Below are 26,172 nucleotides of genomic sequence, written 5' to 3'. Positions count from 1 at the left end.
CTCGGCCGCCCTCGCCGCGGTCGAGGGCGTGTGCGCCGGGGGAGCGGCGGCCGGGCAGGCCGCGGGCGACGACGCCGGGCGGCGCTTCCGCTGGCTGGTCGCGCCCCGTTCCACCGTCGTCCAGCCCGGCCCGGTGCACACCGGGCTGACCGCCGACGCGGCCGCGGAGACGCAGCGGTTGCTGGACCTGCTGGTGAGGTAATGGATCACACGCACCCGGTGTGCCGTTGACACCGCGTGCCAGGACTCCTAGCGTCACACCCACTGAAGGTACTAAGCGGTCGCTCACCGCAGATCAGGTTCTCTCAAGGGCGAGGAGAAACAGCAATGTCCACCACTGAGCAGCGGGTCGCCGTCGTCACCGGCGCCGCGCGCGGCATCGGCGCCGCCACCGCCGTACGACTGGCCGCCGAGGGCCGCGCGGTCGCGGTCATCGACCTCGACGAGGCCGCCTGCAAGGACACCGTGGAGAAGATCACCGCGGCCGGCGGCAGGGCCATCGCGGTCGGCGCCGACGTCTCCGACGAGGCGCAGGTCGAGGCGGCGGTCGCACGTGTCGCCGAAGAGCTCGGCGCGCCCGTCATCCTGGTCAACAACGCGGGTGTGCTCCGCGACAACCTGCTGTTCAAGATGAGCGTCTCGGACTGGGACACCGTCATGAACGTCCACCTGCGCGGCTCCTTCCTGATGACCCGCGCCTGCCAGAAGCACATGGTGGACGCCGGCTTCGGCCGGATCGTCAACCTCTCCTCGTCCTCCGCGCTCGGCAACCGCGGCCAGGTCAACTACTCGGCCGCCAAGGCCGGTCTGCAGGGCTTCACCAAGACCCTCGCCAAGGAACTCGGCAAGTTCGGCATCACCGCCAACTCGGTCGCCCCCGGCTTCATCGCCACCGAGATGACCAAGGCCACCGCCGAGCGCGTCGGCATGGGCTTCGAGGACTTCAAGGCCGTGGCCGCTACCCAGATCCCGGTGCAGCGCGTCGGTGAACCGGAGGACATCGCCAACGCCATCGCCTTCTTCACCGGCGACGCGGCCGGCTTCGTCTCCGGCCAGGTGCTGTACGTCGCCGGCGGACCGCTCGACTAGGGATCGACAGGGACCGACAGGGATCACGGACATGACTGAACTTTCCGGCAAGGTCGCCCTCGTCACCGGCGCCAGCCGCGGCATCGGCTACGGCGTCGCCGAGGCCCTGGTCGCCCGCGGCGACCGGGTGTGCATCACAGGCCGCAACGAGGACGCCCTGAAGGAGGCCGTCGACAAGCTCGGCTCCGACCGGGTGATCGGCGTGGCGGGCAAGGCCCACGACGAGGCTCACCAGGCCGAGGCCGTCGAGCGCGTCATGGAGGCCTTCGGCCGCGTGGACTGCCTGGTCAACAACGCCGGCACCAACCCGGTGTTCGGGCCGCTGGCCGACCTCGACCTGAACGTGGCGCGCAAGGTCTTCGAGACCAACGTGGTCTCCGCGCTCGGCTTCGCCCAGCGCACCTGGCACGCCTGGCAGAAGGACAACGGCGGCGCGATCGTCAACATCGCCTCGATCGCGGGCCTCGCGCCCTCGCCGTTCATCGGCGCCTACGGCGTCAGCAAGGCCGCGATGATCAACCTGACCCAGCAACTGGCGCACGAGTTCGCGCCGAAGGTGCGGGTCAACGCGATCGCGCCGGCCGTGGTGAAGACCAGGTTCGCCCAGGCGCTGTACGAGGGCCGGGAGGCGGAGGCGGCCGCCTCCTACCCGCTCGGCCGGCTCGGTGTGCCCTCCGACATCGGCGGCGCGGCCGCGTTCCTCACCTCTGCGCAGTCCGACTGGATCACCGGGCAGACACTCGTCGTCGACGGCGGGATCTTCCTCAACGCCGGAGTGGGCTGACCGCCCCGGGCGCCGGTTCCGTCGGTTCGTCGGCATACCTTTTTGTCGACGCCGACTTGGCGGAATCGGCGCCCTTGTCGACCGAAAACACGCGTATGGCCGAGTGACAACGTCGTCATGGCTCCTGTTGATCAAGAACTCCGTCCGAACCAGGTTCAACGGCCGGGGCGCTGCGGTATTGTCTGCCGACCCTTGGTACGGCAGATCGAGGAGCGTGCGCGTGTTCAACCGGAACCGATGTCTGCGGCCGGCGGTGGTGACGGCGGCCCTGTCCCTGGTGACCGGGTGCGGTGTCCTGTCTCCCGGCGGCTCCGCCGGCGAGGGACCGATCGTCGTGGGTACCACCAGTGCCCCCAGCACCCTGGATCCCGCTGCTTCCTGGGACGGCTCGTGGGAGCTGTACCGCAACATCTTCCAGACCCTGCTGGCCTACCCGAACGGCGCGACCACCCCCCAGCCCGACGCCGCGGAGAGCTGCGAGTTCACCGACACCGGCTACCGCACCTACCGCTGTCAGCTGCGTCCGGGGATGAAGTTCGCCGACGGGGACGCGCTGGACGCGCGCGCCGTCAAGCACTCCATCGACCGCATCCGGGACATCAACGTGGCCGGCGGTCCGGCCGGACTGCTCGGCAGCCTGGACAGTGTGCGGGCCGTGGGCGACCGGGAGGTCGTCTTCCAGCTCAACAAGCCCGACGCCACCTTCCCGTTCGTGCTCGCCACGCCGGCCATGTCGATCGTCGACCCGAACGACTACCCGGCCCGCTCCCTGCGCGAGGACAACAAGGTCGTCGGGTCCGGTCCGTACACCCTGCGGTCGTACGAGGACGGGAAGAAAGCGGAACTGGTCAAGAACGACCACTACAAGGGGTTCGCCGAGCGAAGAAACGATGCGGTGACCATTCGCTACTTCCAGGGATCCGCCGCCATGGTCGAAGCGCTGCGGGACAAGCAGATCGACGTCACCTACCGCGGCCTGGCCGCCGACGACATCATCTCCCTGCAGCGCAAGGAGGTCGAGGACCTCCAGCTCGTCGAGGGCACCGGCACCGACATCAGCTACCTGGTGTTCAACCCCAAGGACCCGTGGGCCGCCAAGCCGGCCGTACGCAAGGCCGTGGCCCAGGTCGTCGACCGCGCGGCCATCGCGCACCACGTCTACGAGAACACCGTCGACCCGCTGTACTCCATGGTCCCCAAGGGCCTCATCGGTCACACGACCGGCTTCTTCGACAGCTTCGGGGATCCCGATGTCCCCAAGGCGCGCAAGTTCCTCACCGACGCGGGCATCACCCAGAAGGTCCCGCTCACCCTCTGGTACACCACCGACCGCTACGGCTCGGAGACCGCCAAGGTGTTCCAGGAGCTCAAGCGGCAGCTCGAGGCCTCGGGTCTGTTCACGGTCACCTTGAAGAGCCGGCCCTGGAAGACGTACGTCGTCGGCTACCAGAAGGGCGAGTACCCGGTGTTCGGGCGCGGCTGGTTCCCGGACTTCCCCGACGCCGACAACTTCATCGCGCCCTTCGTGGGCCAGGAGAACGCGCTCGGCACGCCCTACCCGGAGTCGCGGATCACCAAGGTGCTGCTGCCCGAGTCCCGCCGCGAGGGCGACCGGGCGAACGTGGTCAAGCAGTTCGAGGAGGCGCAGCGGATCCTGGTGGACGACGCGCGGCTGCTGCCGTTGTGGCAGGGCAAGCAGTACGTGGCCGCCAGCGACGACATCTCCGGCGGCGAACGGGCCCTCGACCCCTCGACGATCATGATGATGTGGGAGCTGTCCCGCAAGACCAGCTGGTAGACGAGGGCGTTCTCCGGGGTGCGGGCCCGCTGTCAGTGGTCGCCTGTAGGTTCTGGGACCAGGAAGTGACCGCACACCGTGAGGACGTTGACGTGACCGACACCGCCATGCTGCCCGAGTCCTGGCGCGGGGTTCTGGGCGACGAACTGCAGCAGCCCTACTTCAAGGAGCTGACCGAGTTCGTCGAGGAGGAGCGGGCGAAGGGTCCCGTCCACCCGCCGCGCGAGGAGGTCTTCGCCGCGCTGGACGCCACGCCGTACGACCAGGTGAAGGTCCTGATCCTCGGTCAGGACCCTTACCACGGCGAGGGGCAGGGCCACGGGCTGTGCTTCTCGGTCCGCCCCGGAGTGAGGATCCCGCCGTCGCTGCGCAACATCTACAAGGAGATGCACGAGGAGCTGGGCACGCCGATCCCGGACAACGGCTACCTCATGCCGTGGGCCCGGCAGGGCGTGCTCCTGCTGAACGCGGTGCTCACGGTCCGCGGCGGCGAGGCCAACTCCCACAAGGGCCGGGGCTGGGAGCGGTTCACCGACGCGGTGATCCGCGCGGTGGCCGACCGTCCCGACCCGGCGGTCTTCGTCCTGTGGGGCAACTACGCGCAGAAGAAGCTCCCGCTGATCGACGAGACCCGGCACGTGGTGATCAAGGGTGCGCACCCGTCGCCTCTGTCGGCGAAGAAGTTCTTCGGCTCCCGCCCGTTCACGCAGATCAACGAGGCGGTGGCACGGCAGGGACACGAGCCGATCGACTGGCGGATCCCGAACCTGGGGTGACGCGGGCGCGGGGGCACGGTGATCCCCGGTGGCTGCCGTTAGCGTCGGAGGCGTCGGTCGGCGACAGGCTGGAGGACGCGCGGTGGTGGAGCGACAGGAGCAGGCGGCGTCGGACGCCGTGATGACGCGGATCGGGCAGGGCGTCATGCTGCATCACGCCGGGGACCGGGAGGAGGCCCGGGGCCGTTTCCTCGCCCTGTGGGCGGAGATCGGCGAGGAGGGCGATCCGCTGCACCGCTGCACGCTGGCCCACTACATGGCCGACACCCAGGACGACCCCGCGGACGAACTGGCCTGGGACCTCAGGGCCCTGTCGGCGGCCGAGGAGCTCCACGCCGACCGGCTCGCCGAACACGCGGGCGCGCCGGCGGCCCGCGCCCTGTACCCGTCCCTCCACCTGAACCTCGCCGCCGACTACATGAAGCTCGGCCACCGTGAGGCGGCCCGCACCCACCTGCGGCGCGCCCGAGGTGCGGCGGACGCCCTCGCCGACGACAGCTACGGCGACGGCGTCCGCGCGGCGATCCACCGGCTGGCGCTGCGGCTGGGGGAGGGCGGTTCGGCCGGGGAGACGGGGAGTCCGCCCCGGCAGCGGTCGTAGGCCGGGCCTCTCGGGCCGTACGTCCCCGCCTCAACGGCCGTACGTCTGGCTGCAGATCCTCGCTTCCGGGCTGTCCGGCCGCCACCCGCCGTACTGCCTGCCGAGGGCGCACAGGTCCGCGGGCCGCAGGGCCGGACCCTGGGTGCGCGGCGGCAGCGGCGGGTCCGCGCGACGCGGGGCCGGGTGCGAGGGGACGCGACGGCCGGGGGAGTGGGGCGCCGACGGGTTCTGCCGCTTCTCGGCCGGGGACGGTACGGCAGGGACCCGCGTCGGCTCGGCCGACTCGGGAGAAGGCGAAGGCCCGGTCGGCTTCGGGGAAGCAGAGGAGCCGACGAACTCCAGGGCCTCACGGGCCGGGGCCTGGGCGGCCTGTCGGCCGGCGGTGCCGTCCGGGCGCGGGGCCGGGGGAAGGACGGAGGCCGCCGACGCGACGGGGGCGGGGGGCCGCTGGACCGTGACACAGCCGGAAAGGGCCGCAACGGCCACGGTGGCCAGGAGTGTTGCGGTGGTGGACATACGATGCACCCGCGCCACTGTGCTGGATCCGGGCCGCCGATGCGCCGAAAACGGGTAGAGGAGGCCACGGACGGGTGATCTCGGGCCCCATAAGGGGTGCGGACGGTGCCCGCGGCTGACGCCGACGGCCGGTCTCAGTTCCCGGTCGCTCCGTCGACGCGCTCGCGGATCAGATCGGCGTGGCCGTTGTGCCGGGCGTACTCCTCGATCATGTGGGTGTAGATCCACCGCAGGTTGAACGGCTCGCCGGTGGACCTGCTCCTGACCTTCGACAGCTCGTCCAGGCCGAGACCGGCGGCGTTGCGGCGGGCGGTCTCGATCTCCGCCTGCCAGGTGGCGTACGCCTCCGCCCAGGTGTCGCCCTCGGTGACGTGGAAGTCGCCGTCCGGGTCCTGCTCGCTGTAGTGGATCGGCCCGGGGTCGTCTCCCACGAGCACCTTGCGGAACCAGTGCCGCTCCACCTCGGCCATGTGCCGCACCAGCCCCATCAGGGACAGCTCGGACGGCTCGGCGGACGCGGTCCGCAACTGCTCGTCGGTCAGGCCCTCGCACTTCCACGCCAGCGTCTGCCGGTGGTAGTCCAGCCAGCCTTCCAGCATGGCGCGTTCATCGGCGTTCGGGGCGGGCTCTTGTCGCTCGGTCGTCATGCCCCCGATCCTGGCCCACGCCCTGCCCGTCACACCACGGGTTTTCCGGCGCCGAACATCCCCTCCAGCAGCTCCCGCAGGCCGGCCCGCACTTCCTGGAGATCCGGCACGCGCGCGTGGAAGGAGCCCGCCACGCAGGAGTACATCAGCCCGTCCGCCCAGGCGACCAGGGACAGCACGTGCCGCTCCGGGTCGGTGGAGCCCATCGCCGTGACCAGCGCGCCGAGCTGGTCACGGAAGCGGGCGCCCGCCGCGTCGAAGTAGGCCCGCAGTTCCGGGCGGCGGGTGGCCTCCAGGGCCAGTTCGTAGCGGGCGAGGGTGAGGGCGCGGTTGCGGGTCAGCGCGCGGTGCGTGGCCAGCGCCAGTCCGTCCACCAGCGAGTCGAGGCCGCCGGCGCGCGGGTCCGGCATCTCGTGCAGTGCCAGCACCCGAGCCTCCCGCTCGGCCAGCCGCCGTACCGCCAGCTCCAGCAGGGCCTGACGGGTGCGGGCGACGTTCGACGTCGAACCCTGCGGCAGCCCGGCCGTCTCGTCGACCGCCCGGTGGGTCAGACCGCGCATCCCGCGCTCGGCGAGCAGGGCGAGGGCGGTGTCGGCGACGAGATCGGCGCGGGGGGCGCTCGCGGGGCGTGCGGACATGGAGATCAACCTACCGTTGACATCCTCCCCCTCAATTAACAGAGGGGGATTCCAACCCGGGTGGGTTGAGGTTCACGGACGCTCGCACGGCCGGTGGCCGCGGTCGTCCCTCCGGCACCGGCTGAGCGCCGGGGGCGGGGAATCCCGCCCTGTCCTGCCGCGACGTTGACTGCTGCGTTCTCATCGGCGTTGCAGGTGAACCCGCAGGACACGCACGCGAAGTCGGCTTGGCTCTTGCGCGACTTCTTGTCGATCCACCCGCAGGCGCTGCACCGCACAGAGGTGTACGGGGCGGGGACGTCCTCGATCCGTCCGGGGGCCTTGTGCTCGGTGCGCTGCCGGAGCAGGCCCCAGCCCTGGGCGAGGATCGCCCGGTTCAGCCCGGCCTTCTGGCGCACCTTGCGGCCGGGCTGCTCGACCGTCCCCCTGGCGGAGGCAGTCATGTTCGTGATGTTCAGCTTCTCGAACCGGATCAGGTCATAGGTGCGGGCGAGCATCGTCGAGGTCTTCTCGCACCAGTCCTTGCGCCGGTTGGCCTCACGCGCCTTCAGCCGGGCGGCCCTGGCGTACTCGGCCGTCTTGCGCGCGCTGTTCTTCGGGGCGCGGGCGGCACGCCGCTGGTGCTTGCGGAGCTGCGCGCGTTCCTTGGTGGTGAGCTGCGGGCAGTTCAGCTTCCGCCCGTCCGACAGCGCGGCGGTGATCGTCACGCCTCGGTCGATGCCGACGGTCTCGCCCGTGCCGGGTGCGTCGACCGGCTGGGGGATCACCGCGAACGCGATGTGCCACTGGCCGTTGCGGAAGGTGACGCGGAACGTCTTCGCCTGCGGCAGCTCGGCGCGGGTGAGGCGGAAGCGCACCCAGCCGCAGCCCGGCACCTTCACCTGCGCCCACCGCCGGTTGAGCTTCTGCACGACCACGGACCGGCCCATGATCTGCCGGCCGGTCTGCGCGTTCAGCTTCGGTGAGCCGTCCGGCTCGAACTCCGGTACCCGGTCGGTGCCGATCACGCGGAAGCCCTCGTGCCGGAACTTCCTGCGCCAGGTCGGCTCGCCGAACCCGGACGTGAACCTGGCGCTCTTGGCCTGGGCGAAGTCCTTCAGGGCCTGCTGCTGCACGTCGGCGTTGCCGGACCGCAGCCATTGGCTGTCCCGCCGTGCCTCGGTGAGCTGGCGGCACTGCTCGGCGAAACCGGGCGCGGCCTTGCGGCCCGGCTTCCAGTGCGTGTGCTGTTCGACGGCGAGGTTCCACACGTACCGGGCGTGCGCGCAGTGCTCGAGCATGATGCTCGCCTGCTCGCTCGTCGGGTACATCCGGAAACGTGACATGCCGTCATTGTAGCGGCATCATGGCGGCATGATTAAGTTCACGCTTCGCATACCTGACGACCTGCACGCCCGACTGGCCGCTCAGGCCGATACCGACCGCCGGTCCCTCAACTCCGAGCTGCTGCACCTGCTTGAGGTCGGCCTCAGCACCGTCTCTCCCGAAACGCCGAATCGCCCCGGCGGCGATTCGGCTTCTCCCGTCCAGCCACGCGGGAACGGGCACTCACCCCGGCCTTGAAGGGCCGGGGTGAGTGCCCGAAAGCAAGGTGGAGGAAACCCTCGAGGTCTCCGGGCAGGACACCGAGCGGCAGGTGGTCAACCTCGCCGAGACCGTCGACCACAAGGGCCGGCCGACCGTGCGGCGGCGCGGCGACTGGGTGCCGGTCGCCCGGCAGCGCGGTATCGAGCAGGCCGTGCTGTTCTTCCTCGACGCCGTACGCGCCGGGAGGGTACTCAGCGCGGGTGACGCGCTGGAGACTCACGAACTGTGCGAACGGGTGGTGCGGACGGTGCTGGAGCGCTCCGGCGCCGCCTGAGCGCCCGCACGCCCTCCGTCACGCCCAGCGCGGCCAGCACCAGCAGCGCACCGTGCGCCGGCCAGTCGCCGAAGCGGACGTAGGGGGTGACGCCGTGCGCGGTCGGCACGTCGTACACGCGCGTGGTGCTCGCCTCCGTGCCGAGCCAGTCGCCGATGCGCTGCCCGCCCGGGCCGTACACGGCGGACACCCCGGTCAGCGTGGCGTGCACCATGGGCCGGCCGGTCTCCGCGGCGCGCAGCGCGGCCAGCGACGCGTGCTGCTCGGGAGCCCAGCTCTGCTGGAAGGTCGAGGTCGACGACTGGGCGACCAGCACCCCGGCGCCGTCCTGCGCGAGGTGCCGGCTCATGTCCGGGAACGCCGTCTCGAAGCAGATCAACGGGCCGACGCGCAGACCGTGACCGACGTTCACCACCACCTGCTCGGTGCCCCGCCTGCGGTCCACGCCCGCCGCCCTGCCCACCGAGGTCGCCCAGCCGAGCACGGAGCGGGCCGGTATGTACTCGCCGAACGGGACGAGCCGCATCTTGTCGTAGCGTCCGCCGGTCGGGCCGTTCGGACCGACCAGGACCGAACTCTTGTAGATGCCGGGCAGGTCGGAGCGCCGGGCGTCCACGTTGACCAGGACGTCGGCCCCGGCCGCCCGGGACAGGGCCGCGATCCGCCGTGCCAGGTCCGGCCGGTGCGCCAGGTCGAAGCCGACGCTGCTCTCGCCCCAGACGACCAGGTCGACGTGGTGCCCCACCAGGTGACGGGTCAGCCGCTCCTCCAGGTCGAAGCGGCGCTGCCCGCTCTCGGTGCCGGCGACGACGCCCGGCTGCACGACGGCGATCCGGACGTGGCCGTCGACGTCCGGGCGGGGCGCCCATGTCCAGACCGCCGAGGTCACCGCGGTCGTGGCCACCAGCCCGGCCAGTGCGGCCACCCGGGCCGCGCGGACCGCGATCAGCAGGGCGACCGCCACGTTCACGGCCACCACCAGGAAGCTCAGCAGCCACACCCCGCCCACCGAGGCCAGCCGCAGCGCCGGGGCCACCTGCCACTGGCTGGAGCCGAGCATGCCCCACGGACCGCCCAGCCCCTGCCAGGACCGGACGAGTTCGACCGCCAGCCAGCCCGACGGCAGCACGACGAGCGCGGCGGCGGCCCGTCTCGGCGAGGGCACCCCCGCCAGGAACCTCCGCACCAGCCATCCCCAGGGCGCCCACAGCAGTCCCAGCAGGGCCGCGAGCACGAAGATGAACACATGCAGGTTGGGCAGCAGCCAGTGGTGCACGGCCAGCATGAACCCCAGCCCGCCGAACCAGCCGTCGTACGCCGCCCGCTTCCCGGTCGGCGCGGAGCGGACCAGCAGGATCCACGGGACCAGGGCGACGTGGGCGAACCACCACAGCGACGGGGCGGGAAAGGCGAACACGGGCAGCGCCCCCGCCACCGCGGCCAGCGCCGAACGCCGCCACGGCGAGGCCGTCCACCGGCCGAACGTCTCCATACGGCGCCCTCCTGCCCCGGATGGCTCCAGTGTGCGCGCCATGAGAGATCTCGCCCAGAGGACCTCGGGGCCCGGACGCCGGGCAGGACATTCGGTGGCCCGGACAGAGCGCCGCCGCCGACCACGGCAGGGTGAACGATCAGTACGTCGAGCCGGAACCCAGGTTCCGGGTACGAGCCCGCTACACCGAGTCCACGATCACCGTCTACCAGGCCTGCTGCCCCGGGATCGGCCGCCCCGCCGCCCGCGACGGCCGTTTCCCGTCCTCGTGGAAGCGTGACCGGACGACATGGGCCATCAAGCCGCGTTCACAGCCTGCAAGGGCGCGCGCTTGAGTGCTGGGCTGCACCAACTCCGTCGGGTGAGCCTGCCGAAGCGTGGATCATGGAGCCGTGACGAAGTGGACGAAGAAGGCGGCTGAGGTCGAGCAGTCGGAGTGGGAGCCTGAAATTTCGGCGTACCAGAGGGCGATGCGGAACAGGCTTCTTGCAGCCCCTGTGGTGCCCGCTCCTGAGCCCTGGCAGCCCGTCTTCGAGTCCCGCGTTCCTGTCGGCGGGCTTCTCGGGATCGGCTTCGCGACGCATCCTGACAGCGGCCACGATCTGGTGATGGTCGTCTCCCCCGACGGTCACGGTCTCTTCGACGCCGTCACCGGGGAGAAGATCGCCCGGGAGCGCGACCCCGAGCCCGAGGACAGCACCCCCGACGCGGTTGCCGACCTGTCCTGTCCCGGACTGGGGCCGATCACCGGAAGCCGCGTGCGCATCGCCGGTCTCTTCGGCGGAGGACTGCACACCACCACCGCGGACGGCTGGACCCTGGAGGTCGTCTCCCCGGCCTGGCCGAACGATCGTGTCCTGCTGTCCAGCGACGGCGGGTTGCCCCACGCCGGTCCGCACGGCGAGCAGTGGTGGCACATCTTCCACTCCGACCACTCCGAACTCCGAGCAGCCGGCTTCTCGCCCTCCGGGCAGACCATCGCCGTCGCGACCAGCAGTGACGTGTTCCTTTGGACACGCGTGACGGACCGCAGCCCCGCCGGCGGCTGCTTCCCGCCCCCGCCGGACAAGGTGTGATCCAGAATGATCTGCGTCTGCTGTCACGGAGAAAGCATGGCGATGGACGAAGACGAGAGTCTGCGCCGTTATGGTCTGCACCCCGTCGGCGCGAGCCTGGACGAAGTGCGAGGCATGCTCGCGGTCCAAGTCCGGCTGGAGCAGGAAGCCCAGGGGCACGGAGACACGGAGCTGATGAAGCTGTGCTGCGTGCAGTTGTTCAACGCAGGCTCTCTCGACGACGTGCTGCTGATCTGGCAGGCGAAGTCCGCCAGTATGGACGCCGACTGCTCGATCGACGTTCAGTTGCTGTGCGGAAGCGGACTGAACCGGACCAAGGCGTACCTGTCATGCCTGCCTCTGCCCGAAGCGGATGCGGCACTCCAGCGACTGGTGCAGTGCGAAGCCGCCGGCGACTTCGAGGATTTCTCCGCCGAAACGTACTCCGCTCTGTACGCCGCCTACTACGCTCCGTGACGCGGGAAGCCGGTCCTCCGGCAGTCGCAGGCCGACGGGCGACTTCCAGCGCCATTCCGCCGGAGGACCGCCGTCGAAAGGTCTGTGAGCGTGACTCGGTGGGGTCATCAAGCCACGTTCACAGACTCTTTCCGTAACTGAGGCACCCGGAAACCGAGGCACCCGGAATGGGCAGGTAGGGCACACGTTTTCGCCACAGATTCTCTGGGCGGACGCCACCTTGAACTCCCCAGGGAGATCGCAGTTCGGTGACCGCTCGCAGTCGTCACGGACCCTCCTCTCCCGGTATGGCGAGATCCCGGGCGGTCTCGGTACGAGTGCGCTCGTATTCCGCCGGGTCGAGAATCTCCCATACCGCCTGGCCGATGGCCAGAATGCCGCGGGCCGGCAGGGGCACGTCACCGATGCGCGGGTTCTCCCTCAGCCGGACCGGACGCCCGAGGTCGACGCCACCGAATGTGGCATGCGAGTCGTCGACGAAGTACATCCGCTGTGGCATGAGCGTTCCGGTGTGACCGCTCGGCATCGTGCCGGACAGCTGGAGGTCCCCCATTCCCAGCGCACGGGCCAGACGCTCGCGAGCCCGCACCAGGAGTCGAGGGCGCCAGGTGGCGAGCGGAAGCGCCCCGCTGATGCCGTTGAGGAGGCCGAGGAGTCGTGTCGCGGAGGCGGTGAGGGTCCAGTCCAGGGAGGGGGAATCCATCGTCACCCGAAGGGTGGCAGGACCCGCCCACGTGAGCCCGATCCGGGCATGACCTGTTTGGTTGCAGGCAGCGCCGTAGTACCTGGGGCACGCGGTGTCCAGTCGTGGCCCGTCGACGTGAATCGACCAACTGCCGTTCGGGTCGCGATGCCACAACGTGCGGTAGGGACCGAAGCAGTTCTCCGGAAAGACACGCAGGGCGAGTACGTGACCGGAATCGAAGGGGAGTCCGAAGACACCCCAGCCCTTGACGTATTCGTGATGGGGCCATGGCGCCCGGCCCCGTACGGGCGGAACATCGGACAGCGCGGAGGAAAGGTCGAGCATCTCCATCACCCCGGCGAGGTTGGCCTGTGCCCCAGATCAAGGTTACGGGGGTCACGACCGGATCCGCTTGGGTCGCCACCTGCGCGGCAGCGTCACAGCAGTGTTTCCCGTCGGACCGCACGGGCTCGACGCACGCTCCTGTGGATGGCCGGGGCGCGATCTGCACCTCAACCCCCTGCCGTACCGGTCCCTGCAGCTCGGTCTCGGCGGGGAAGCGGCGGTGCGGTACGCGGACGAGTGGATCGTCGGTGTCGAGGACGTCACCCCGCTCGCCGCCGAGATCCACGCGCTGGTCCGGTCGGGTGAGACGGAGCGGGCGGCGGCGCTGCTGCCGGAGGAGCGGCCCTTCCCGCTCGGGGACGAGGTGCTGGGGCATCTGCGGGCCTAGGGTGACCAGTACGGGTGTCGTCGTTCGGTGCAGCGGAGGTCCGTATGAAACGGCTCGTGACAGTGGTCACCGGCGGCAGCCGGGGGATCGGTGCCGCGGTCTGCCGGCGGCTGGCGGGCGAGGGGCACGACGTGGTGGTGGGGTATGTCGGTGACACCGAGGCCGCCGAGGCGGTGGCCGACGAGGTGCTGGAGGCCGGGGCACGTGGGGTCACCGTACGGATGGACACCTCGGTGGAGGCGGACGTCGAGCGGCTGTTCGCCACGGCGGAGGAGCGGCTCGGGCCGGTGACCGGACTGGTGAACAACGCCGGGGTGAGCGGACCGCTGGGCAGGCTCGCCGACACCAGCACCGCCGACCTGCGGCGGGTGGTGGAGGTCAACCTGCTGGGCACACTGCTGTGTTCGCGCCGCGCCGCACAGCTCATGGCACCCCGCGGGAACGGCGTGATCGTGAACGTGTCCTCCGCGGCCGCCACGCTCGGCAGTCCCGGGGAGTTCGTGCACTACGCGGCGACGAAGGCCGCCGTGGACGCCCTGACGCTGGGCCTGGCCAAGGAACTCGGCCCGGACGGCATCCGCGTCAACGCGGTCGCGCCTGGCATGATCGACACCGACATGCACGCGGCGATGGGCGACCCGGACCGGGCCCGGCGCGCCGCCGGCGCGATCCCGCTGGGCCGCCCCGGCCGGGCCGAGGAGGTCGCCGCGGCCGTCGCATGGCTGATGTCACCGGACGCCTCCTACACGACGGGAGCGGTGCTGCGGGTGTCGGGCGGGCGCTAGACAGAGCCTGTCCGGCCTGACCCCGAGCGGCGTCAGGCCGCCTCGATGATCCGGCCGCGGATGGCGGCGGCCCACTCGACCACCAGCAACTCGTACTCCGCGCGCTCCTGGGCGGACAAGGACCCGCCGGAGCGCAACCACAGCGACCGGATCTGCTCGTTCAGCTCGGCAGCAGACCGCACGGAACCAGGGGCCACTGAATCGGGGGACATGGCCCCAAGCCTAGGGGTAAGAACTGACTCTGCGCTACCGGACCGCTACAGCGGCCGCATCTCCCGGTGTCCTCGGCCGGCGCCGCAGGTGGTGGCGCTTGCGCCAGGCGATCGCCGTGCCCAGCAGGGCCGGTACGGCGATGCAGGCCAGAGCGGCGAGGAAGGCCGGGGAGGTCGGTGCGGAGGCGCGGGCGCCGGCGACGGCGTAGGCGGCGGTGTTCGGGACGGAGCCGAGGGCGGTGGCGAGGAGGAACGCGGACCAGCCCATGCGGGAGACGGCGGCGCAGTAGTTCGCCGCCCAGAACGGGACCCCGGGGAAGAGCCGGGCCGCCATCATCGAACGGAAGCCGTGCCGGCTGAGCTGACCGTCCGCCGCCTTCAGCAGCCGTCCGCGCAGCAGCGGCCGTAGCGCGTCCTGGCCCAGGACCCGGCCGAGGCCGAAGGCGGCCCCGGCCCCCAGCACCGTGCCGGCCAGCGCCGCCGTCAGTCCCAGTTGGGAGCCGAACAGCGCGCCCGCGGCGAGGTTCAGCAGGGGCCGCGGCACGAACGCCACCGTGCACAGCCCGTACGCCACCGCGAACACCACTGCGGCGGCGGCCCCACCGAGGTGCGGCGGCCAGCCGTGCGCCAGCAGCCTCTGCGGCTGGAAGAGCAGTACGGACACACCGGCCGCCGCGAGCAGGACGAGCAGCAGGGACAGCCGCGACCAGGGAGACAGCAGCACTCTCGCGCAGACCGTGGCGCCGGCCCCGGAGCGGGTGGTGGCATCGAGCATCCGGTGACATTAACCGACGGATATGGGTGATCGCCGTATCGTCCGTCTCAGACCCGTCCGTCTCAGCCCCGTCCGTCTCAGCCCCGTCCTTCTCAGACGTCCGTCTCATGACCTGAACTCGCCTGCCGGGAAAATCGTTCGACGCGGGCCGGCGGGTCGTGGAGGATCGACGTCATGTTCCGGCACGCCTTCGTCCTCGCAGCATCCGCGGTCGCGGATGCCCCGAAGGCTGCCGTCCTGATCTTCCTGGCCGCGGTCGACGGCGCCCGAAGCTGACCCTCCCCGGATCGTCCGGCGGACCCCGCAGGGGGAGGGTCGGCGAGTCCTCGGGGTCCCCGCTTCACCCACCGGGTTGTGAGGAACAGCCATGCCCAAGACGGCGTACGTGCGCACCAAACCGCATCTGAACATCGGCACCATGGGCCACGTCGACCACGGCAAGACCACGCTGACCGCCGCCATCACGAAGGTGCTGGCCGAGCGCGGCACCGGCACGTTCGTGCCGTTCGACCGCATCGACCGGGCTCCGGAGGAGGCCGCGCGCGGCATCACCATCAACATCACGCACGTCGAGTACGAGACCGACACCCGGCACTACGCGCACGTGGACATGCCGGGCCACGCCGACTACGTCAAGAACATGGTCACCGGGGCGGCGCAGCTCGACGGGGCGATCCTCGTCGTGTCCGCGCTCGACGGGATCATGCCGCAGACCGCCGAACACGTGCTGCTCGCCCGGCAGGTGGGCGTCGACCACATCGTCGTCGCGCTGAACAAGGCCGACGCCGTCGACGACGGCGAGGACGCTGTGCTCACCGACCTCGTCGAACTGGAGGTCCGCGACCTGCTCACCGAGCACGGCTACGCCGGCGACACGGTGCCCGTCGTACGGGTCTCCGGGCTGAAGGCCCTTCAGGGCGACCCGCGGTGGACGGCGTCGATCGAGGCGCTGCTCGACGCGGTGGACACCTATGTGCCGATGCCCGAGCGGTACCTGGACGCGCCCTTCCTGCTGCCGGTGGAGAACGTGCTCACCATCACTGGCCGGGGAACCGTGGTGACGGGCGCGGTCGAGCGCGGCACCGTCCGCGTCGGCGACCGGGTCGAGGTGCTCGGCGCCGACGTGGAGACGGTGGTCACCGGCCTGGAGACCTTCGGCAAGCCGATGGCCCAGGCGCAGGCCGGGGACAACGTGGCGCTGCTGCTGCGCGGTGTGCCGCGCGACACGGTCCGCCGCGGCCATGTCGTCGCGGCGCCGGGCAGCGTGGCCCCGCGCCGGCGCTTCACCGCGCGGGTGTACGTCCTCTCGGCGCGCGAGGGGGGCCGTACGACGCCGGTGTCCACCGGCTACCGGCCGCAGTTCTACATCCGCACGGCGGACGTGGTGGGCGACGTCGACCTCGGCGAGAGGGCCGTCGCGCACCCCGGCGACACGGTCACGATGACCGTGGAGCTGGGGCGCGAGGTGCCCCTGGAGCCGGGGCTCGGGTTCGCCGTCCGTGAGGGCGGGCGGACCGTCGGCGCGGGGACCGTGACCGCCGTCGAGTGAGGGGCGCCGCGTGAGCGGGGGGCCGCGGGCCGGTGGTGATCGGCCGCGCGGTCCCCCGGCCGCTCGGGGTGCCGGACCGGCACAATGGACCCGTGACCGAGCCGATACCCGTGACCCGAGCCGTCGATCACGGGACCGCCAAGCTGATGCCCGACGTCGACCGCGAGCGGGCCTGGCTGCTGACCGTGGACGGTGCGCCGCAGTCGTACGTCGATCTGGACGCGCCCGCCCACCTGGAGTTCGAGTACGCGCGACGGCTCGGGCACGTCCTGGACACGGTCGCGGAGCCGGGCCGTCCGCTGGACGTGCTGCACCTCGGCGGGGGCGCCCTCACCCTGCCGCGCTACGTGGCCGCGACCCGCCCCGGCTCCCGGCAGGACGTCGTCGAGGCCGACCGCGCCCTGCTGGAACTGGTCGTCGGCCGCCTCCCGCTCCCCGACGGCTCCGGCATCGCGCTGCACACCGCCGACGCCCGCGCCTGGCTGGAGGCCGCCCCGGACGACTCGGCGGATGTCCTGATCGCGGACGTCTTCGGCGGCTCCCGGGTCCCCGCCCACCTCACCTCGCTCGCCTACGCCCGCGAGGCGGAGCGCGTGCTGCGGGTCGGCGGCGTCTACCTCGCCAACCTCCCCGACGGCGCGCCCTTCGCCTTCCTGCGCTCCCAACTCGCCACCTTCGCGGCGGTCTTCGATGAGCTCGTACTGATCGCCGAGCCGGCGATGCTGCGCGGCCGCCGTTTCGGGAACGCGGTGCTGAGCGCCGCGCACCGCCCCCTCGATGTGGCCGCCCTGACCCGGCTGACCGCCTCCGACGTCTTCCCCGCCCGAGTCGAACACGGCGCCGTGCTACGGGAGTTCATCGGTGCCGCCGAGCCGGTGCGGGACGAGGACGCCGTACCGTCGCCCGAGCCCCCGGGCGGCGCGTTCAGCGTCGGCTGAGCCGCCGTTCACGCCCATGCCCGGGTCCGGGTCCACGTCCGGTCAGCCGGTGGGGGTGCCGTGCAGCCGGACCGTGTTGAGGATCTGCATGACGGTCGCGGTGGGAACCTCCTCCTTGACGCCCTTGGCGCCGTAGAAGTTCCAGGACACGAAGTCGCCGGCGGAGTTCTTGAAGCCGAAGGTGAGGGCCTTGCCGTCGCTCGCGCACTTGCCCTTCTGGGGCGTGTTGGTCGACCGGGCCCAGGCGATGCTGCCCTCGATGCCCGACTTGGTGGTGTACGGCTTGGCCTTCTCGTCGAACGAGAGGCTCTTCTTGTCGGGCTGGGTGTAGCCGCCGTAGACCCACCAGGCCACGGTGTTCACCGCCACCTCATCGGTGTCCTTGGCGCCGCTGGCCCCCTTGGAGCCCACCGAGGCCAGTGCCGTGTCCTCCGTGCGGCCGTCCTTGTCGTCGTCGGACGTGCACCACTTCGACTTGTACCTGGCCACCCCGGACATGAGGGCGAGCGGCTTGCCGTCCTTGTCCTCGAAGCCGATGCTCAGGCCCGGGGACTGGACCTCCCAGTCGGCCGGCACGTCGAAGGCGATGCCCCGCTTGGGGTTGACGACGACCTTCCAGCCGGGGACCGTCGGCTCCACCGTCTCCGTGCCGCGGGGGTTGTCGTCCGACGCGGAGCCGGAGGCGCTCGGGTCGGTGGAGGCGTCGGTGGAGGCCGGGGCGGAGGGCGACTGGCTCGCCTTGGGGTCGGCCGTGCCGCCGTCGGCCTTGTCGTCCTTGTCCCCACCGAGGACCAGGAAACCGGTCACGCCGGCGGTCACCACCACGGCCGTGGCGGCGATGACCGCGACGAGCTTCGTCCGGTTGCCGCCCCCGCCGCCGCCCTTCGGCGGCTGCACCCCGTCCATGGGTACGGTCGCGCCCCACTGCGGCTGCTGGGCGTACGGGTTGGGCTGCTGGTAGCCGGGCTGCTGGTAGGGATTCGGCTGTTGGTACCCCGGCTGCTGGTACGGATTGTTCTGCGGGTTCTGCTCGCCCCCGGGCGGCTGCTGTCCTGGCCACATGGGCAACAACCCTAGTGCCGTCGGGGACACGATTCGGTCACTGCTCTTTGTCAGGGACGTACCAGTGGTGGGTGCGGGCGTCGGACGCCGGCTCTGGCCAGAATTGGCTACTGACGGGTAACGTCTCCGTATGGGTGCAGACCAGATGTCGATCGGCGAGATGCTCGCCGCCACCGTGCCGATGGCCCGGACCTTGAACCTCGAGTTCCTCGAGGCCACCGCGGAGAAGGCGGTGGTGACCCTGCCGGACCAGGGCGCTTACCACAACCACGTGGGCGGGCCGCACGCCGGCGCGATGTTCACGCTCGGGGAGTCCGCCAGCGGGGCGATCGTGCTGGCCGCGTTCGGGGACCAGCTCTCGCGCGCGGTGCCGCTCGCGGTACGGGCCGAGATCGCCTACAAGAAGCTGGCCATGGGCGCCGTCACCGCCACCGCGACCCTGGGCCGCCCGGCCGCCGACGTCGTCGCGGAGCTCGACGCGGGGCAGCGGCCGGAGTTCCCGGTGGCCATCGAGATCCGGCGCGCGGACGGGGCCGTCACCGGAGAGATGACGGTTGTCTGGACCCTGCGGCCCAACGGCTGAACGGCGTCGAGCGTGGCCGGGTCGGGCCGCGTGCGCGGACACCCCGCCTTGTTGCCGGAGGCGGCGGAGTGCGGCGAGGGGCGACCCGCGAGAAACGTGGAAGTGCGCTGTGGGGGATGAGTTGAGGGTTTCGTGCGCCATTCGGCCATCCGCACACGCACGTTGACGGCCCCGTCGTCGGCATTCTCCGAATACGGGTGCGGGTACCGGTGGTAACCACCTTGCATTTCCCGCCTTTTGAGACGGCGGCTTTTCGAACTGCTTGTTCGCCGCGAGTCGTGTGTGCGAAGGTGGGCGCCCATTCCGTGTGCCGCCATGCGGCTGGAAGGAAATGGTGCAGTGCGATCCCCCCACCCCCCACGCCCTCCCCACCCACCCTGTCCCGGTACGACGCCGGGGGAGTCCGACCGCAGCCTCGCCGCCCGGCTGCGGGACCGCGACGGCGGTCACCACGCCGTCGCGCCGCTGCTCGCCCGGCACTGGCGGGCGACCTATGACTACGCGGCCATCTGCCTTACCGCTCAGGGAAGTTCGGCTGCCATGGTGGCCACCGCCGCCTTCCGGCAGGTGATGCGCCGGCCGGTCGGCGGCGCCCTGCGTCCGCGACTCCTCGTCGCCGCCCGCGAGGTGGTCCGGGAGTGGGCCGACGACGAGACGGCATGCGCCGTACTGCCGGAGCTCGGCAGGCCCGCAGGCGGTCGCGGGCTGCGCACGGTGACATCCACGACGCCCCCGAAGCGGCAGCTCGCCGACCGGGCTTTCCAGGCGCTTCCCGACGCCTTCCAATGTCTGCTCTGGCACACCGAGGTCGAGGCCGAACCCATAACCGTACCGGCCGGTCTGCTGGCCATTGACGCCGATACCGCGACAGGTGCGTTGCGGCAGGCCCGGGAACAATTCCGGGCGGGCTGTGTACGCGCCCACCGGGAACTCGCGCCGACCAGGGAATGCCGCTCCTACAACCGTCTTCTCGACACTCCCGTGCGCCGGGGCGGCACGCTGCTGCCCGGCGTCCAGCTCCATCTGCGGGCGTGCTCCCACTGCCGTCACGCCGCCGAACAGCTCAGTCACTTCGACGGCGGACTCGAGGTCCTGCTCACCGAGACGGTGCTCGGCTGGGGTGCCCGCCGCTATCTCGACTCCCGCCCGGCCCGCGTCCCGCGAAGAGCGTTGCACTGGACGCCGTACGGGACGACGCCGTACGGGACGTGGCCCGACCCGCTGCGCAGGTACCGCACGGGCCTGGCCCTGGGCGTCGGACTCACCACCCTGGCCCTGCTCGCCACCGTGCTTGCCGTCGTGGGCTGGGCGGACGACCACGCCGTCCTCGGCCCTCGCGCCAACGGAGGAGCGCACAGCACGGGCTCCGCCCGCCCGGGCGTCACCGAGGAACCGCCGCCGGCCGTGTCCGCCGCCTCCGGCGAATCCCGGCCCGCGGGCGTGACCCACGGCCGCCTCGTACACACGGGCGAGGCGGCCCCGGGGGCCGGCAGACCGTGCCGGGACGCCGCCTTCCCTCAGCCGAAGTACGGGGCGCGGGGTCCCCGCGGCGGCTGCCGGCCCCCGGCCGGCGTCACGGCCGGGCCGCACGTGCACAAGCCGGTGGTGGGGCACACCGTCGGCGCCCCGGCCTCGGGAACGCAGAGGGGGTCCGTGGGTCCACGGCTCGGCAGACCGACCCGGTAGTCTTCCCGGGGGCGCTCTTCGCGGGCGCTCCCGGGAACACTAGGGACGCGAAACGGGGAGGAACCGGCGGTGCACGTCCAGGAATGGCTCGAAACGGTACCCGCGGCCGCCGTCTACGCCGTGGTGGGCCTGATCATCGGTCTGGAGAGCCTGGGCATCCCGCTGCCCGGTGAGATCGTCCTGGTCTCCGCCGCCCTGCTGTCCTCCCAGCACTCGGGCATCGACCCCGTGATCCTCGGCACATGCGCCACCATCGGCGCGGTCGTCGGCGACTCCATCGGCTACGCCATCGGCCGCAGGGGCGGCAGACCGCTGCTCGCCTGGCTGGGGAAGAAGTTCCCCAGGCACTTCAGCGAGGGACACATCGCCACCGCGGAGCGGTCCTTCGAGAGGTGGGGCGTGTGGACGGTCTTCTTCGGCCGCTTCGTCGCCCTGCTGCGCATCTTCGCCGGCCCCCTCGCGGGTGTGCTGCGGATGCCGTACTGGAAGTTCTTCATCGCCAACGTCCTCGGCGGCATCTGCTGGGCGGGCGGCACCACGGCGGTCATCTACTACGTCGGTGTGGTGGCCGAGTCCTGGCTGAAGAAATTCTCGTGGGTGGGCCTGGTGGCGGCCGTGCTCATCGGGCTCGGCTCGATGCTGATGCTCAAGCACAAGGCGAAGAAGGCACAGGCTGAGCACCGTGCCCGAGAGACCGAGGATCCGGAACCCGTTCCGGCCGGGGACTGAGCGGCGCGCCCCCAGGATGTGCGTGGGGGCGGCGCCGGTGCGCACGACCTAGTCGTGCACCTCGCGGTGTGCCCGCGCGAGCTCCGCGTACATCGTGCCGTTCAGGGTGATCCCCTGGCGCTCCTCCTCCGTCAGCTCCCGCCGGACCTTGGCGGGCACCCCCGCGACCAGTGACCCCGGCGGCACCCGCATGCCCTGCGGCACCAGTGCCTGCGCGGCCACCAGGGAACCCGCGCCGATCACCGCGCCGTTCAGCACCGTCGCGCCCATGCCGATCAGGCAGTCGTCCTCGACGGTCGCGCCGTGCACCACCGCGTTGTGCCCGATGGAGACGCGCTCGCCGACACCGACCGGGAAGCCCGGATCGGCGTGCAGGGTGCAGTTGTCCTGGACGTTGCTGCTCGCGCCGACGGCGATCCGCTCGACGTCGCCGCGCAGCACCGCGCCGTACCAGACGCTCGCGCCCGCGCCCAGCGACACGTCACCGATCACCGTGGCCGTGGGCGCCACGAACGCCTCCTCGTCCACCTGCGGCTCCCGGCCGCCGATGCCCGCGATCAGCGCCTTGTGCGTCATCCTCGTCCTACCTTTCACGGCATGGGTCCGACGGCACCGTACGCCATCCGGTGGGGCGAAGATCACAGGCGTCGCGGCCCATGGGCGCGGCCGGGTCTGAGTACGGTGAGCAGGTGCCCAAGCGCAAGAACACGTTCTCATCATGGCGGCGCCGCCTCGCCCAGCGCGCCGTCCACGCGGGCTGGGCCTGGGTACAGCGCACGGGCTCCGTCACGGCCGAGCACCCCGGACGCCTTCGCTTCGGCGCGATGGGAACAGGTACCAGGCTGGCCTTCCCGCTCGGCACGGTCTTCGGCGAGCCGTGGATCCACCTGGGCGCGTACTGCATCATCGGCGAGCAGGTCACGCTGACCGCCGGTCTGATGCCCGATCTCGACCTCGGCCCCGAGCCGATCCTGCGCATCGGCGACGGGGTGGTCCTCGGCCGCGGCAGCCATGTCATCGCCGACACCACGGTCACCATCGGCAGCGACTGCTACTTCGGGCCGTACGTCTACGTCACCTCCACCAACCACTCCTACGACGACCCGCACCAGCCCATCGGCAGGCAGTGGCCCCGGATGGAGCCGGTGGAGATCGGCCCGGGCTGCTGGATCGGCACCGGCGCGGTGATCCTGCCGGGGGCGCGGATCGGGCGGAACGTCGTGGTGGCGGCCGGCGCGGTGGTCCGCGGCGAGGTACCCGACCACGCGGTGGTCGCCGGGGCGCCCGCCCGGGTCGTACGCCGCTGGACCGCCGCCGAGGGCTGGCAGCCGCCGCTGCGGACTCCGGCTCCGGTGCCGATACCGGAGGGTGTCACCCCGGAGCAGTTGCTGGCGCTGGCGGACCTGGATGAGGAGAGCGCGGCCCGCCTGGCCGGACTGGACGGGGAGAGGGACTCCCGGCTCGCCGAACTGGAGCCCGAGGGCTGACCTGTCCCGCGGCCGCCCGGCCGCGCGCTCAGCCCGTCGCCAGCAGCAGCGTCCCCACCAGCGCCAGACCCGCTCCCGCCGCCTGCACCGCCCGCAGCCGTTCGCTGAGGAAGCCGCGGGCGGCCAGCGCGGTCACCACCGGGTAGAGGGAGGCGAGGACGGCGGCCACCGTGACCGGGCCGTGCTGGGCGGCGACCGAGTACGTGCCGTTGGCCGCCACGTCCGCGAGGCCGACGAAGCCCAGTGCGGGCAGCGTGCGCCAGGGAAAGCCCCCTTCCGGCAGTGCGGTTCCGCCCCGCCGCGAGGAGACGTGGAGCGCGGCCCCGCCCACCGCCACGTTGGTCACGCGCTGGACGAAGAGCGCGAGGAACAGACCGGTGACCGTGGTGGCGGCCTCGGCGATCAGCGCGAGCACCGCGCCGAAGCCGAGCGCCGCGATCAGCGTCAGCCAGATCGTCCGCGGCCGCACGGCGGCGCCCCCCAGCCGCGGCCCGCCCGCGAGCACCACGCCGGTGACGGCGACCGCGATACCCGCGACCTGCAGCAGCCCCGGCCGTTCGCCCAGCACCAGGCCGACCGAGAGGGGCACGGCCACGGCCAGTGAGGCGAGCGGCGAGACCACCCCCATCGGGCCCAGGGCGAGCGCCTTGTAGAAGCAGAGCATGGCGACCGGGCCGACCAGGCCCGCGGCGAACGCGAACCACAGCCGCGGCCCGGCCTCGCTCCAGCCGCCGGTGGCGAGAACGATCACACCCAGTACGGCCGCCGCGATGCTCTGGGAGACCACCACGACCGTCAGGGCCGGGCTGCGCCGCGTGAGCAGCCCGCCGCCGAAGTCGGCCAGGCCCCACAGGAGGCTGGTGACCAGGGCGAAGAGTGCTGTCACGGCGTGCCTCGCAGTACAGTGCGGTGGACGATCGGGTGCAACCCACCGTAGTGCAGTGAAGTGAACTCTGTCATCCATAATATTGGACGGAATGTGTCGGACCTCGAACTGCTGACCCAGTCCCTGGCGCGCAACGTCAAGCGCTGGCGCACCGAGCGCGGCTTCACCCTGGACATGCTCGCCGCGCGCGCGGGTGTCAGCCGCGGCATGCTCATCCAGATCGAGCAGGCCCGCACCAACCCCAGCCTCGGCACCGTCGTCAAGATCGGTGACGCGCTCGGCGTCAGCATCACCACCCTGCTCGACTACGAGCAGGGTCCGAAGGTCCGGATCGTCCCCGCCGACCAGGCCGTCCGTCTGTGGCACACCGACGCCGGCAGCTACAACCGGCTGCTCGCCGGTGCCGAGGCGCCCGGTCCGCTGGAGATGTGGGAGTGGCGCCTGATGCCCGGCGAGCGCAGCCCGTCCGACCCGCATCCCGCCGGCACCGTCGAACTGGTGCACGTCACCGCGGGGGAGCTGACGCTCACGGTCGACGCGGTGGACTACCGCGTGCCAGTGGGAGCCAGCGCCTCCTTCGAGGCCGGTACCCCGCACACGTACGCCAACGACGGCGCCGTACCGATGGACATGGTCATGGCGGTCTCGGTACCGCCCGTGCACTGAGACGCCCGGCCGGGCCGCGTCGTGCGGCTGTTAGCGTGCGGTCATGCGCGCACCCATCGGAAACTTCGACCGGGCCGTCCCCGCCCCCGACTGCCTCGACGAGCTGACCCGCCCGGTCGCCGATGCCGTACGCCACTGGCGCGGCAGCGTCCCGGCCGACCAGATCCTCTACGTCGAGACCGACCCGCAGTGGGCCGACACCGCCGTCTTCGTCGAGCACTACGGCCAGGACCTGCTCGAGACCTCCGCGAACTGCGTGGTCGTGGCGGGCAGGCGCGGCGGCGAGACCCGGCTGGCCGCGTGCCTGGCGCTGTCCACCACGCGTGTCGACGTCAACGGCGCCGTACGCCGCCGGCTCGGCGCCCGCAAGGCCTCCTTCGCGCCGATGGACGTGGCCACGGGGGAGACCGGCATGGAGTACGGCGGCATCACCCCGCTCGGCCTGCCCGACAGCTGGCCCGTCCTGGTCGACTCCGCCGTCGTCGACCTGCCGTACGTCCTCGTCGGCAGCGGCCGCCGCCGCGGCAAACTGCTCGTGCCGGGCAAGGCGTTCGCCGAGCTGCCGGGAGCCGTGGTGCTGGAGGGGCTGGGGATCTGACCCCGGAAGGTCAGCCCAGGCGGGGGATCTCGATGGCCGGGCAGCGGTCCATGACCATGTCGAGGCCCGCCGCCCGGGTGCGCTCGTAGGCGGCCTCGTCGACGACGCCGAGCTGGAACCAGACGGCCTTCGCGCCCTTGGTGACCGCCTCGTCCGCGACCGGGCCGGCCAGGTCGCTGTTGACGAAGACGTCGACCACGTCCACGTCGAACGGGATGTCCTTGAGGGCGGCGTAGCCCTGCTCGCCGTGCACCGTCTCCGCCTTGGGGTGGACCGGGACGACGCGCTTGCCGAAGCGCCGCAGCACCTCGGCGACGCCGTACGCGGCCCGGCCGCGGTTCGACGACAGGCCCACGACGGCCCAGGTGTCACCGAGTTCGGTCAGGATCTTCCGGATCGTCGCCGTGTCGCCGTACACCAGGGATCTCCTCGACTTGGGGAAGGGCTGCCGACTGGGCAACGGCGGGCGCCGCCCGGCGATTCCCCGCCGGGGAAAACCGGCCGTTATGTCCGGAAAGTGTGCCGCGAGCCTGCGCGCGGCCGTCCGGCCGCCTACGCTCGGGCCGTGCTGCGCATCATCGACGCCCGAACCGGCGAGCCCGTGGACGCCGCCCCCGCCCGCCGCGGCCTGACCCGTGTCGAGGCGCACGCGTCGGGCTTCGACGCCTCGGGCCTGCGCGTGCTGCTGGTCGCCGACGTCCTCGTCCGCGCCCTCGAACTGAGCGGCACGCCCGTGTGGGTCATGCTGACCGGCGACCGGGAGCAGGCGGAACTGAGGGCGGGCTCCGCGGCCCTCGGAGTCCGGACCTTCGAGGACAGCCACGACCTCGGCGCCGCCCTCGGGGAGGCCCAGGTCGTCCACGTGGCCGCCGAGGGCGGCGCCGCGGTGCCCGGCGGCGTCCGGATCGCCGTCGCGCCCGTCGACGCGACGGTGCCCGTCGTGCCCGCGGCCGCCGACGACCCCGCCGCCTGGCGCCTGGCCCTGCTCGCCCACGGCCGCACCGTGCCCGTACGGCTCGACGCCGCCGCGCTGGACGAGGCCCGCCGGACCCTCGCGCGCTGGC

General features: G+C 71.8%; 31 protein-coding genes and 3 pseudogenes. 22 read left to right on the top strand and 12 right to left on the bottom strand.

Features of this window, described 5'->3' with window-relative positions:
• The 6 genes from DEP02_RS23225 to DEP02_RS23200 all read left to right on the top strand — a co-directional run.
• Nucleotides 1–202 (top strand): DUF3037 domain-containing protein (locus DEP02_RS23225; protein WP_117434532.1); only part of this gene is annotated, 202 nt, incomplete at its 5' end.
• A gap of 125 nt (nt 203–327) precedes the next feature.
• Entirely contained in the window at nt 328–1,089 is a 762-nt protein-coding gene (gene fabG, locus DEP02_RS23220) for a 3-oxoacyl-ACP reductase FabG (protein WP_112469626.1), read from the top strand.
• Nucleotides 1,090–1,120: 31 nt separating this feature from the next.
• On the top strand, nt 1,121–1,873 hold the full coding sequence (locus tag DEP02_RS23215; protein ID WP_198668551.1) for an SDR family oxidoreductase: 753 nt from the start codon (nt 1,121–1,123) through the stop codon (nt 1,871–1,873).
• 220 nt (nt 1,874–2,093) lie between these two features.
• Nucleotides 2,094–3,671, top strand: coding sequence for an ABC transporter substrate-binding protein (locus tag DEP02_RS23210; RefSeq protein ID WP_198668550.1), 1,578 nt, complete (start codon nt 2,094–2,096; stop codon nt 3,669–3,671).
• 92 nt (nt 3,672–3,763) lie between these two features.
• Entirely contained in the window at nt 3,764–4,447 is a 684-nt protein-coding gene (gene ung / locus DEP02_RS23205; protein WP_112469633.1) for a uracil-DNA glycosylase, read from the top strand.
• An 82-nt stretch (nt 4,448–4,529) separates the two neighbouring features.
• On the top strand, nt 4,530–5,048 hold the full coding sequence (locus tag DEP02_RS23200) for a hypothetical protein (RefSeq protein WP_112469624.1): 519 nt from the start codon (nt 4,530–4,532) through the stop codon (nt 5,046–5,048).
• 30 nt (nt 5,049–5,078) lie between these two features.
• Here the strand turns inward: DEP02_RS23200 and DEP02_RS23195 are convergent, their stop codons facing one another.
• The 4 genes from DEP02_RS23195 to DEP02_RS23180 all read right to left on the bottom strand — a co-directional run bounded on the left by DEP02_RS23195 (nt 5,079) and on the right by DEP02_RS23180 (nt 8,174).
• Entirely contained in the window at nt 5,079–5,564 is a 486-nt protein-coding gene (locus DEP02_RS23195) for a hypothetical protein (protein ID WP_232839247.1), read from the bottom strand.
• A 134-nt stretch (nt 5,565–5,698) separates the two neighbouring features.
• Nucleotides 5,699–6,211, bottom strand: a complete 513-nt coding sequence (locus DEP02_RS23190; protein WP_112469622.1) for a DinB family protein — start codon at nt 6,209–6,211, stop codon at nt 5,699–5,701.
• A 29-nt stretch (nt 6,212–6,240) separates the two neighbouring features.
• Nucleotides 6,241–6,849, bottom strand: a complete 609-nt coding sequence (locus DEP02_RS23185) for a TetR/AcrR family transcriptional regulator (protein ID WP_112469632.1) — start codon at nt 6,847–6,849, stop codon at nt 6,241–6,243.
• Nucleotides 6,850–6,884: 35 nt separating this feature from the next.
• Entirely contained in the window at nt 6,885–8,174 is a 1,290-nt protein-coding gene (locus DEP02_RS23180; RefSeq protein WP_112469621.1) for an RNA-guided endonuclease InsQ/TnpB family protein, read from the bottom strand.
• 28 nt (nt 8,175–8,202) lie between these two features.
• On the opposite strand from DEP02_RS23180, the gene DEP02_RS35570 reads away from it, so the two are divergent.
• Nucleotides 8,203–8,412: an Arc family DNA-binding protein gene (locus DEP02_RS35570; RefSeq protein ID WP_112469620.1), complete on the top strand. Its 210-nt coding sequence runs from the start codon at nt 8,203–8,205 to the stop codon at nt 8,410–8,412.
• A gap of 31 nt (nt 8,413–8,443) precedes the next feature.
• A pseudogene (locus DEP02_RS23170) lies at nt 8,444–8,710 on the top strand (gfo/Idh/MocA family oxidoreductase); the annotation flags it as partial.
• Here DEP02_RS23170 and lnt read toward each other — a convergent pair.
• Entirely contained in the window at nt 8,628–10,202 is a 1,575-nt protein-coding gene (gene lnt, locus DEP02_RS23165; RefSeq protein WP_112469619.1) for an apolipoprotein N-acyltransferase, read from the bottom strand. The pseudogene DEP02_RS23170 and the gene lnt sit on opposite strands and share 83 nt — an antisense overlap.
• A 131-nt stretch (nt 10,203–10,333) precedes the next feature.
• On the opposite strand from lnt, the pseudogene DEP02_RS23160 reads away from it, so the two are divergent.
• The 3 genes and pseudogenes from DEP02_RS23160 to DEP02_RS23150 form a co-directional block, all read left to right on the top strand.
• A pseudogene (locus DEP02_RS23160) lies at nt 10,334–10,507 on the top strand (DUF4291 family protein); the annotation flags it as partial.
• A gap of 87 nt (nt 10,508–10,594) precedes the next feature.
• Nucleotides 10,595–11,278 (top strand): hypothetical protein, encoded by a 684-nt coding sequence (locus DEP02_RS23155; RefSeq protein ID WP_112469617.1) that lies wholly within the window; start codon nt 10,595–10,597, stop codon nt 11,276–11,278.
• Between the two features lie 36 nt (nt 11,279–11,314).
• Entirely contained in the window at nt 11,315–11,734 is a 420-nt protein-coding gene (locus tag DEP02_RS23150) for a hypothetical protein (RefSeq protein WP_232839246.1), read from the top strand.
• A 265-nt stretch (nt 11,735–11,999) separates the two neighbouring features.
• Here the strand turns inward: DEP02_RS23150 and DEP02_RS23145 are convergent, their stop codons facing one another.
• Nucleotides 12,000–12,437 carry a hypothetical protein gene (locus DEP02_RS23145; RefSeq protein ID WP_198668549.1) on the bottom strand — a complete coding sequence of 146 codons (438 nt, stop codon included), beginning with the start codon at nt 12,435–12,437 and terminating at the stop codon, nt 12,000–12,002.
• A gap of 475 nt (nt 12,438–12,912) precedes the next feature.
• Between DEP02_RS23145 and DEP02_RS23140 the strand changes: the two are divergent.
• Both DEP02_RS23140 and DEP02_RS23135 read left to right on the top strand, forming a co-directional pair.
• Nucleotides 12,913–13,152 (top strand): annotated as a pseudogene (locus DEP02_RS23140) (DUF4291 family protein); the annotation flags it as partial.
• Nucleotides 13,153–13,196: 44 nt separating this feature from the next.
• Nucleotides 13,197–13,937 (top strand): SDR family NAD(P)-dependent oxidoreductase, encoded by a 741-nt coding sequence (locus DEP02_RS23135; protein ID WP_112469616.1) that lies wholly within the window; start codon nt 13,197–13,199, stop codon nt 13,935–13,937.
• Between the two features lie 32 nt (nt 13,938–13,969).
• Here DEP02_RS23135 and DEP02_RS23130 read toward each other — a convergent pair whose 3' ends face one another.
• Together DEP02_RS23130 and DEP02_RS23125 are read right to left on the bottom strand one after the other, a co-directional pair.
• A complete protein-coding gene (locus tag DEP02_RS23130) occupies nt 13,970–14,149 on the bottom strand; it encodes a hypothetical protein (RefSeq protein ID WP_112469615.1) in 180 nt (59 codons plus the stop codon).
• Nucleotides 14,150–14,183: 34 nt separating this feature from the next.
• The gene (locus DEP02_RS23125; protein ID WP_112469614.1) at nt 14,184–14,924 is read right to left on the bottom strand and encodes a TVP38/TMEM64 family protein; all 741 of its coding nucleotides are present in this window, start codon (nt 14,922–14,924) and stop codon (nt 14,184–14,186) included.
• A 367-nt stretch (nt 14,925–15,291) separates the two neighbouring features.
• Between DEP02_RS23125 and tuf the strand changes: the two genes are divergently transcribed.
• Both tuf and DEP02_RS23115 read left to right on the top strand, forming a co-directional pair.
• Nucleotides 15,292–16,473, top strand: coding sequence for an elongation factor Tu (gene tuf / locus DEP02_RS23120; protein WP_112469613.1), 1,182 nt, complete (start codon nt 15,292–15,294; stop codon nt 16,471–16,473).
• A gap of 92 nt (nt 16,474–16,565) precedes the next feature.
• Nucleotides 16,566–17,411 carry a spermidine synthase gene (locus DEP02_RS23115; RefSeq protein ID WP_198668548.1) on the top strand — a complete coding sequence of 282 codons (846 nt, stop codon included), beginning with the start codon at nt 16,566–16,568 and terminating at the stop codon, nt 17,409–17,411.
• 42 nt (nt 17,412–17,453) lie between these two features.
• On the opposite strand, the gene DEP02_RS23110 is transcribed toward DEP02_RS23115, so the two are convergent.
• On the bottom strand, nt 17,454–18,473 hold the full coding sequence (locus DEP02_RS23110) for a DUF8017 domain-containing protein (RefSeq protein WP_112469612.1): 1,020 nt from the start codon (nt 18,471–18,473) through the stop codon (nt 17,454–17,456).
• A gap of 130 nt (nt 18,474–18,603) precedes the next feature.
• Between DEP02_RS23110 and DEP02_RS23105 the strand changes: the two genes are divergently transcribed.
• The 3 genes from DEP02_RS23105 to DEP02_RS23095 all read left to right on the top strand — a co-directional run bounded on the left by DEP02_RS23105 (nt 18,604) and on the right by DEP02_RS23095 (nt 21,471).
• The gene (locus DEP02_RS23105; protein ID WP_198668547.1) at nt 18,604–19,056 is read left to right on the top strand and encodes a DUF4442 domain-containing protein; all 453 of its coding nucleotides are present in this window, start codon (nt 18,604–18,606) and stop codon (nt 19,054–19,056) included.
• A 339-nt stretch (nt 19,057–19,395) separates the two neighbouring features.
• Nucleotides 19,396–20,742 (top strand): hydrolase, encoded by a 1,347-nt coding sequence (locus tag DEP02_RS23100; protein WP_157977521.1) that lies wholly within the window; start codon nt 19,396–19,398, stop codon nt 20,740–20,742.
• A 69-nt stretch (nt 20,743–20,811) separates the two neighbouring features.
• Entirely contained in the window at nt 20,812–21,471 is a 660-nt protein-coding gene (locus DEP02_RS23095) for a DedA family protein (protein WP_112469609.1), read from the top strand.
• Between the two features lie 48 nt (nt 21,472–21,519).
• Here the strand turns inward: DEP02_RS23095 and DEP02_RS23090 are convergent, their stop codons facing one another.
• Entirely contained in the window at nt 21,520–22,047 is a 528-nt protein-coding gene (locus DEP02_RS23090) for a gamma carbonic anhydrase family protein (protein ID WP_112469608.1), read from the bottom strand.
• 113 nt (nt 22,048–22,160) lie between these two features.
• Here DEP02_RS23090 and DEP02_RS23085 point away from each other — a divergent pair, with 113 nt between their 5' ends.
• Nucleotides 22,161–22,958 (top strand): acyltransferase, encoded by a 798-nt coding sequence (locus tag DEP02_RS23085; protein WP_112469628.1) that lies wholly within the window; start codon nt 22,161–22,163, stop codon nt 22,956–22,958.
• A gap of 28 nt (nt 22,959–22,986) precedes the next feature.
• Here DEP02_RS23085 and DEP02_RS23080 read toward each other — a convergent pair whose 3' ends face one another.
• Nucleotides 22,987–23,844 carry a DMT family transporter gene (locus DEP02_RS23080; RefSeq protein ID WP_112469607.1) on the bottom strand — a complete coding sequence of 286 codons (858 nt, stop codon included), beginning with the start codon at nt 23,842–23,844 and terminating at the stop codon, nt 22,987–22,989.
• A 93-nt stretch (nt 23,845–23,937) separates the two neighbouring features.
• On the opposite strand from DEP02_RS23080, the gene DEP02_RS23075 reads away from it, so the two are divergent.
• Both DEP02_RS23075 and DEP02_RS23070 read left to right on the top strand, forming a co-directional pair.
• On the top strand, nt 23,938–24,510 hold the full coding sequence (locus tag DEP02_RS23075) for a helix-turn-helix domain-containing protein (RefSeq protein ID WP_112469606.1): 573 nt from the start codon (nt 23,938–23,940) through the stop codon (nt 24,508–24,510).
• Between the two features lie 43 nt (nt 24,511–24,553).
• Nucleotides 24,554–25,108, top strand: coding sequence for a YbaK/EbsC family protein (locus DEP02_RS23070; protein ID WP_112469605.1), 555 nt, complete (start codon nt 24,554–24,556; stop codon nt 25,106–25,108).
• A gap of 10 nt (nt 25,109–25,118) precedes the next feature.
• Here the strand turns inward: DEP02_RS23070 and DEP02_RS23065 are convergent, their stop codons facing one another.
• On the bottom strand, nt 25,119–25,526 hold the full coding sequence (locus tag DEP02_RS23065) for a CoA-binding protein (RefSeq protein ID WP_112469604.1): 408 nt from the start codon (nt 25,524–25,526) through the stop codon (nt 25,119–25,121).
• A 147-nt stretch (nt 25,527–25,673) separates the two neighbouring features.
• On the opposite strand from DEP02_RS23065, the gene DEP02_RS23060 reads away from it, so the two are divergent.
• The coding region (locus DEP02_RS23060; protein WP_112469627.1) for a hypothetical protein at nt 25,674–26,172 on the top strand (499 nt) is incomplete at its 3' end.

The sequence above is a fragment of the Streptomyces triticisoli genome (genome assembly GCF_003270085.1).
GTDB classification, from domain to species: domain Bacteria; phylum Actinomycetota; class Actinomycetes; order Streptomycetales; family Streptomycetaceae; genus Streptomyces; species Streptomyces triticisoli.
The sequence above is the reverse complement of the archived record's forward strand: the minus strand, read 5'-3'. Positions and strand labels throughout refer to the sequence as shown.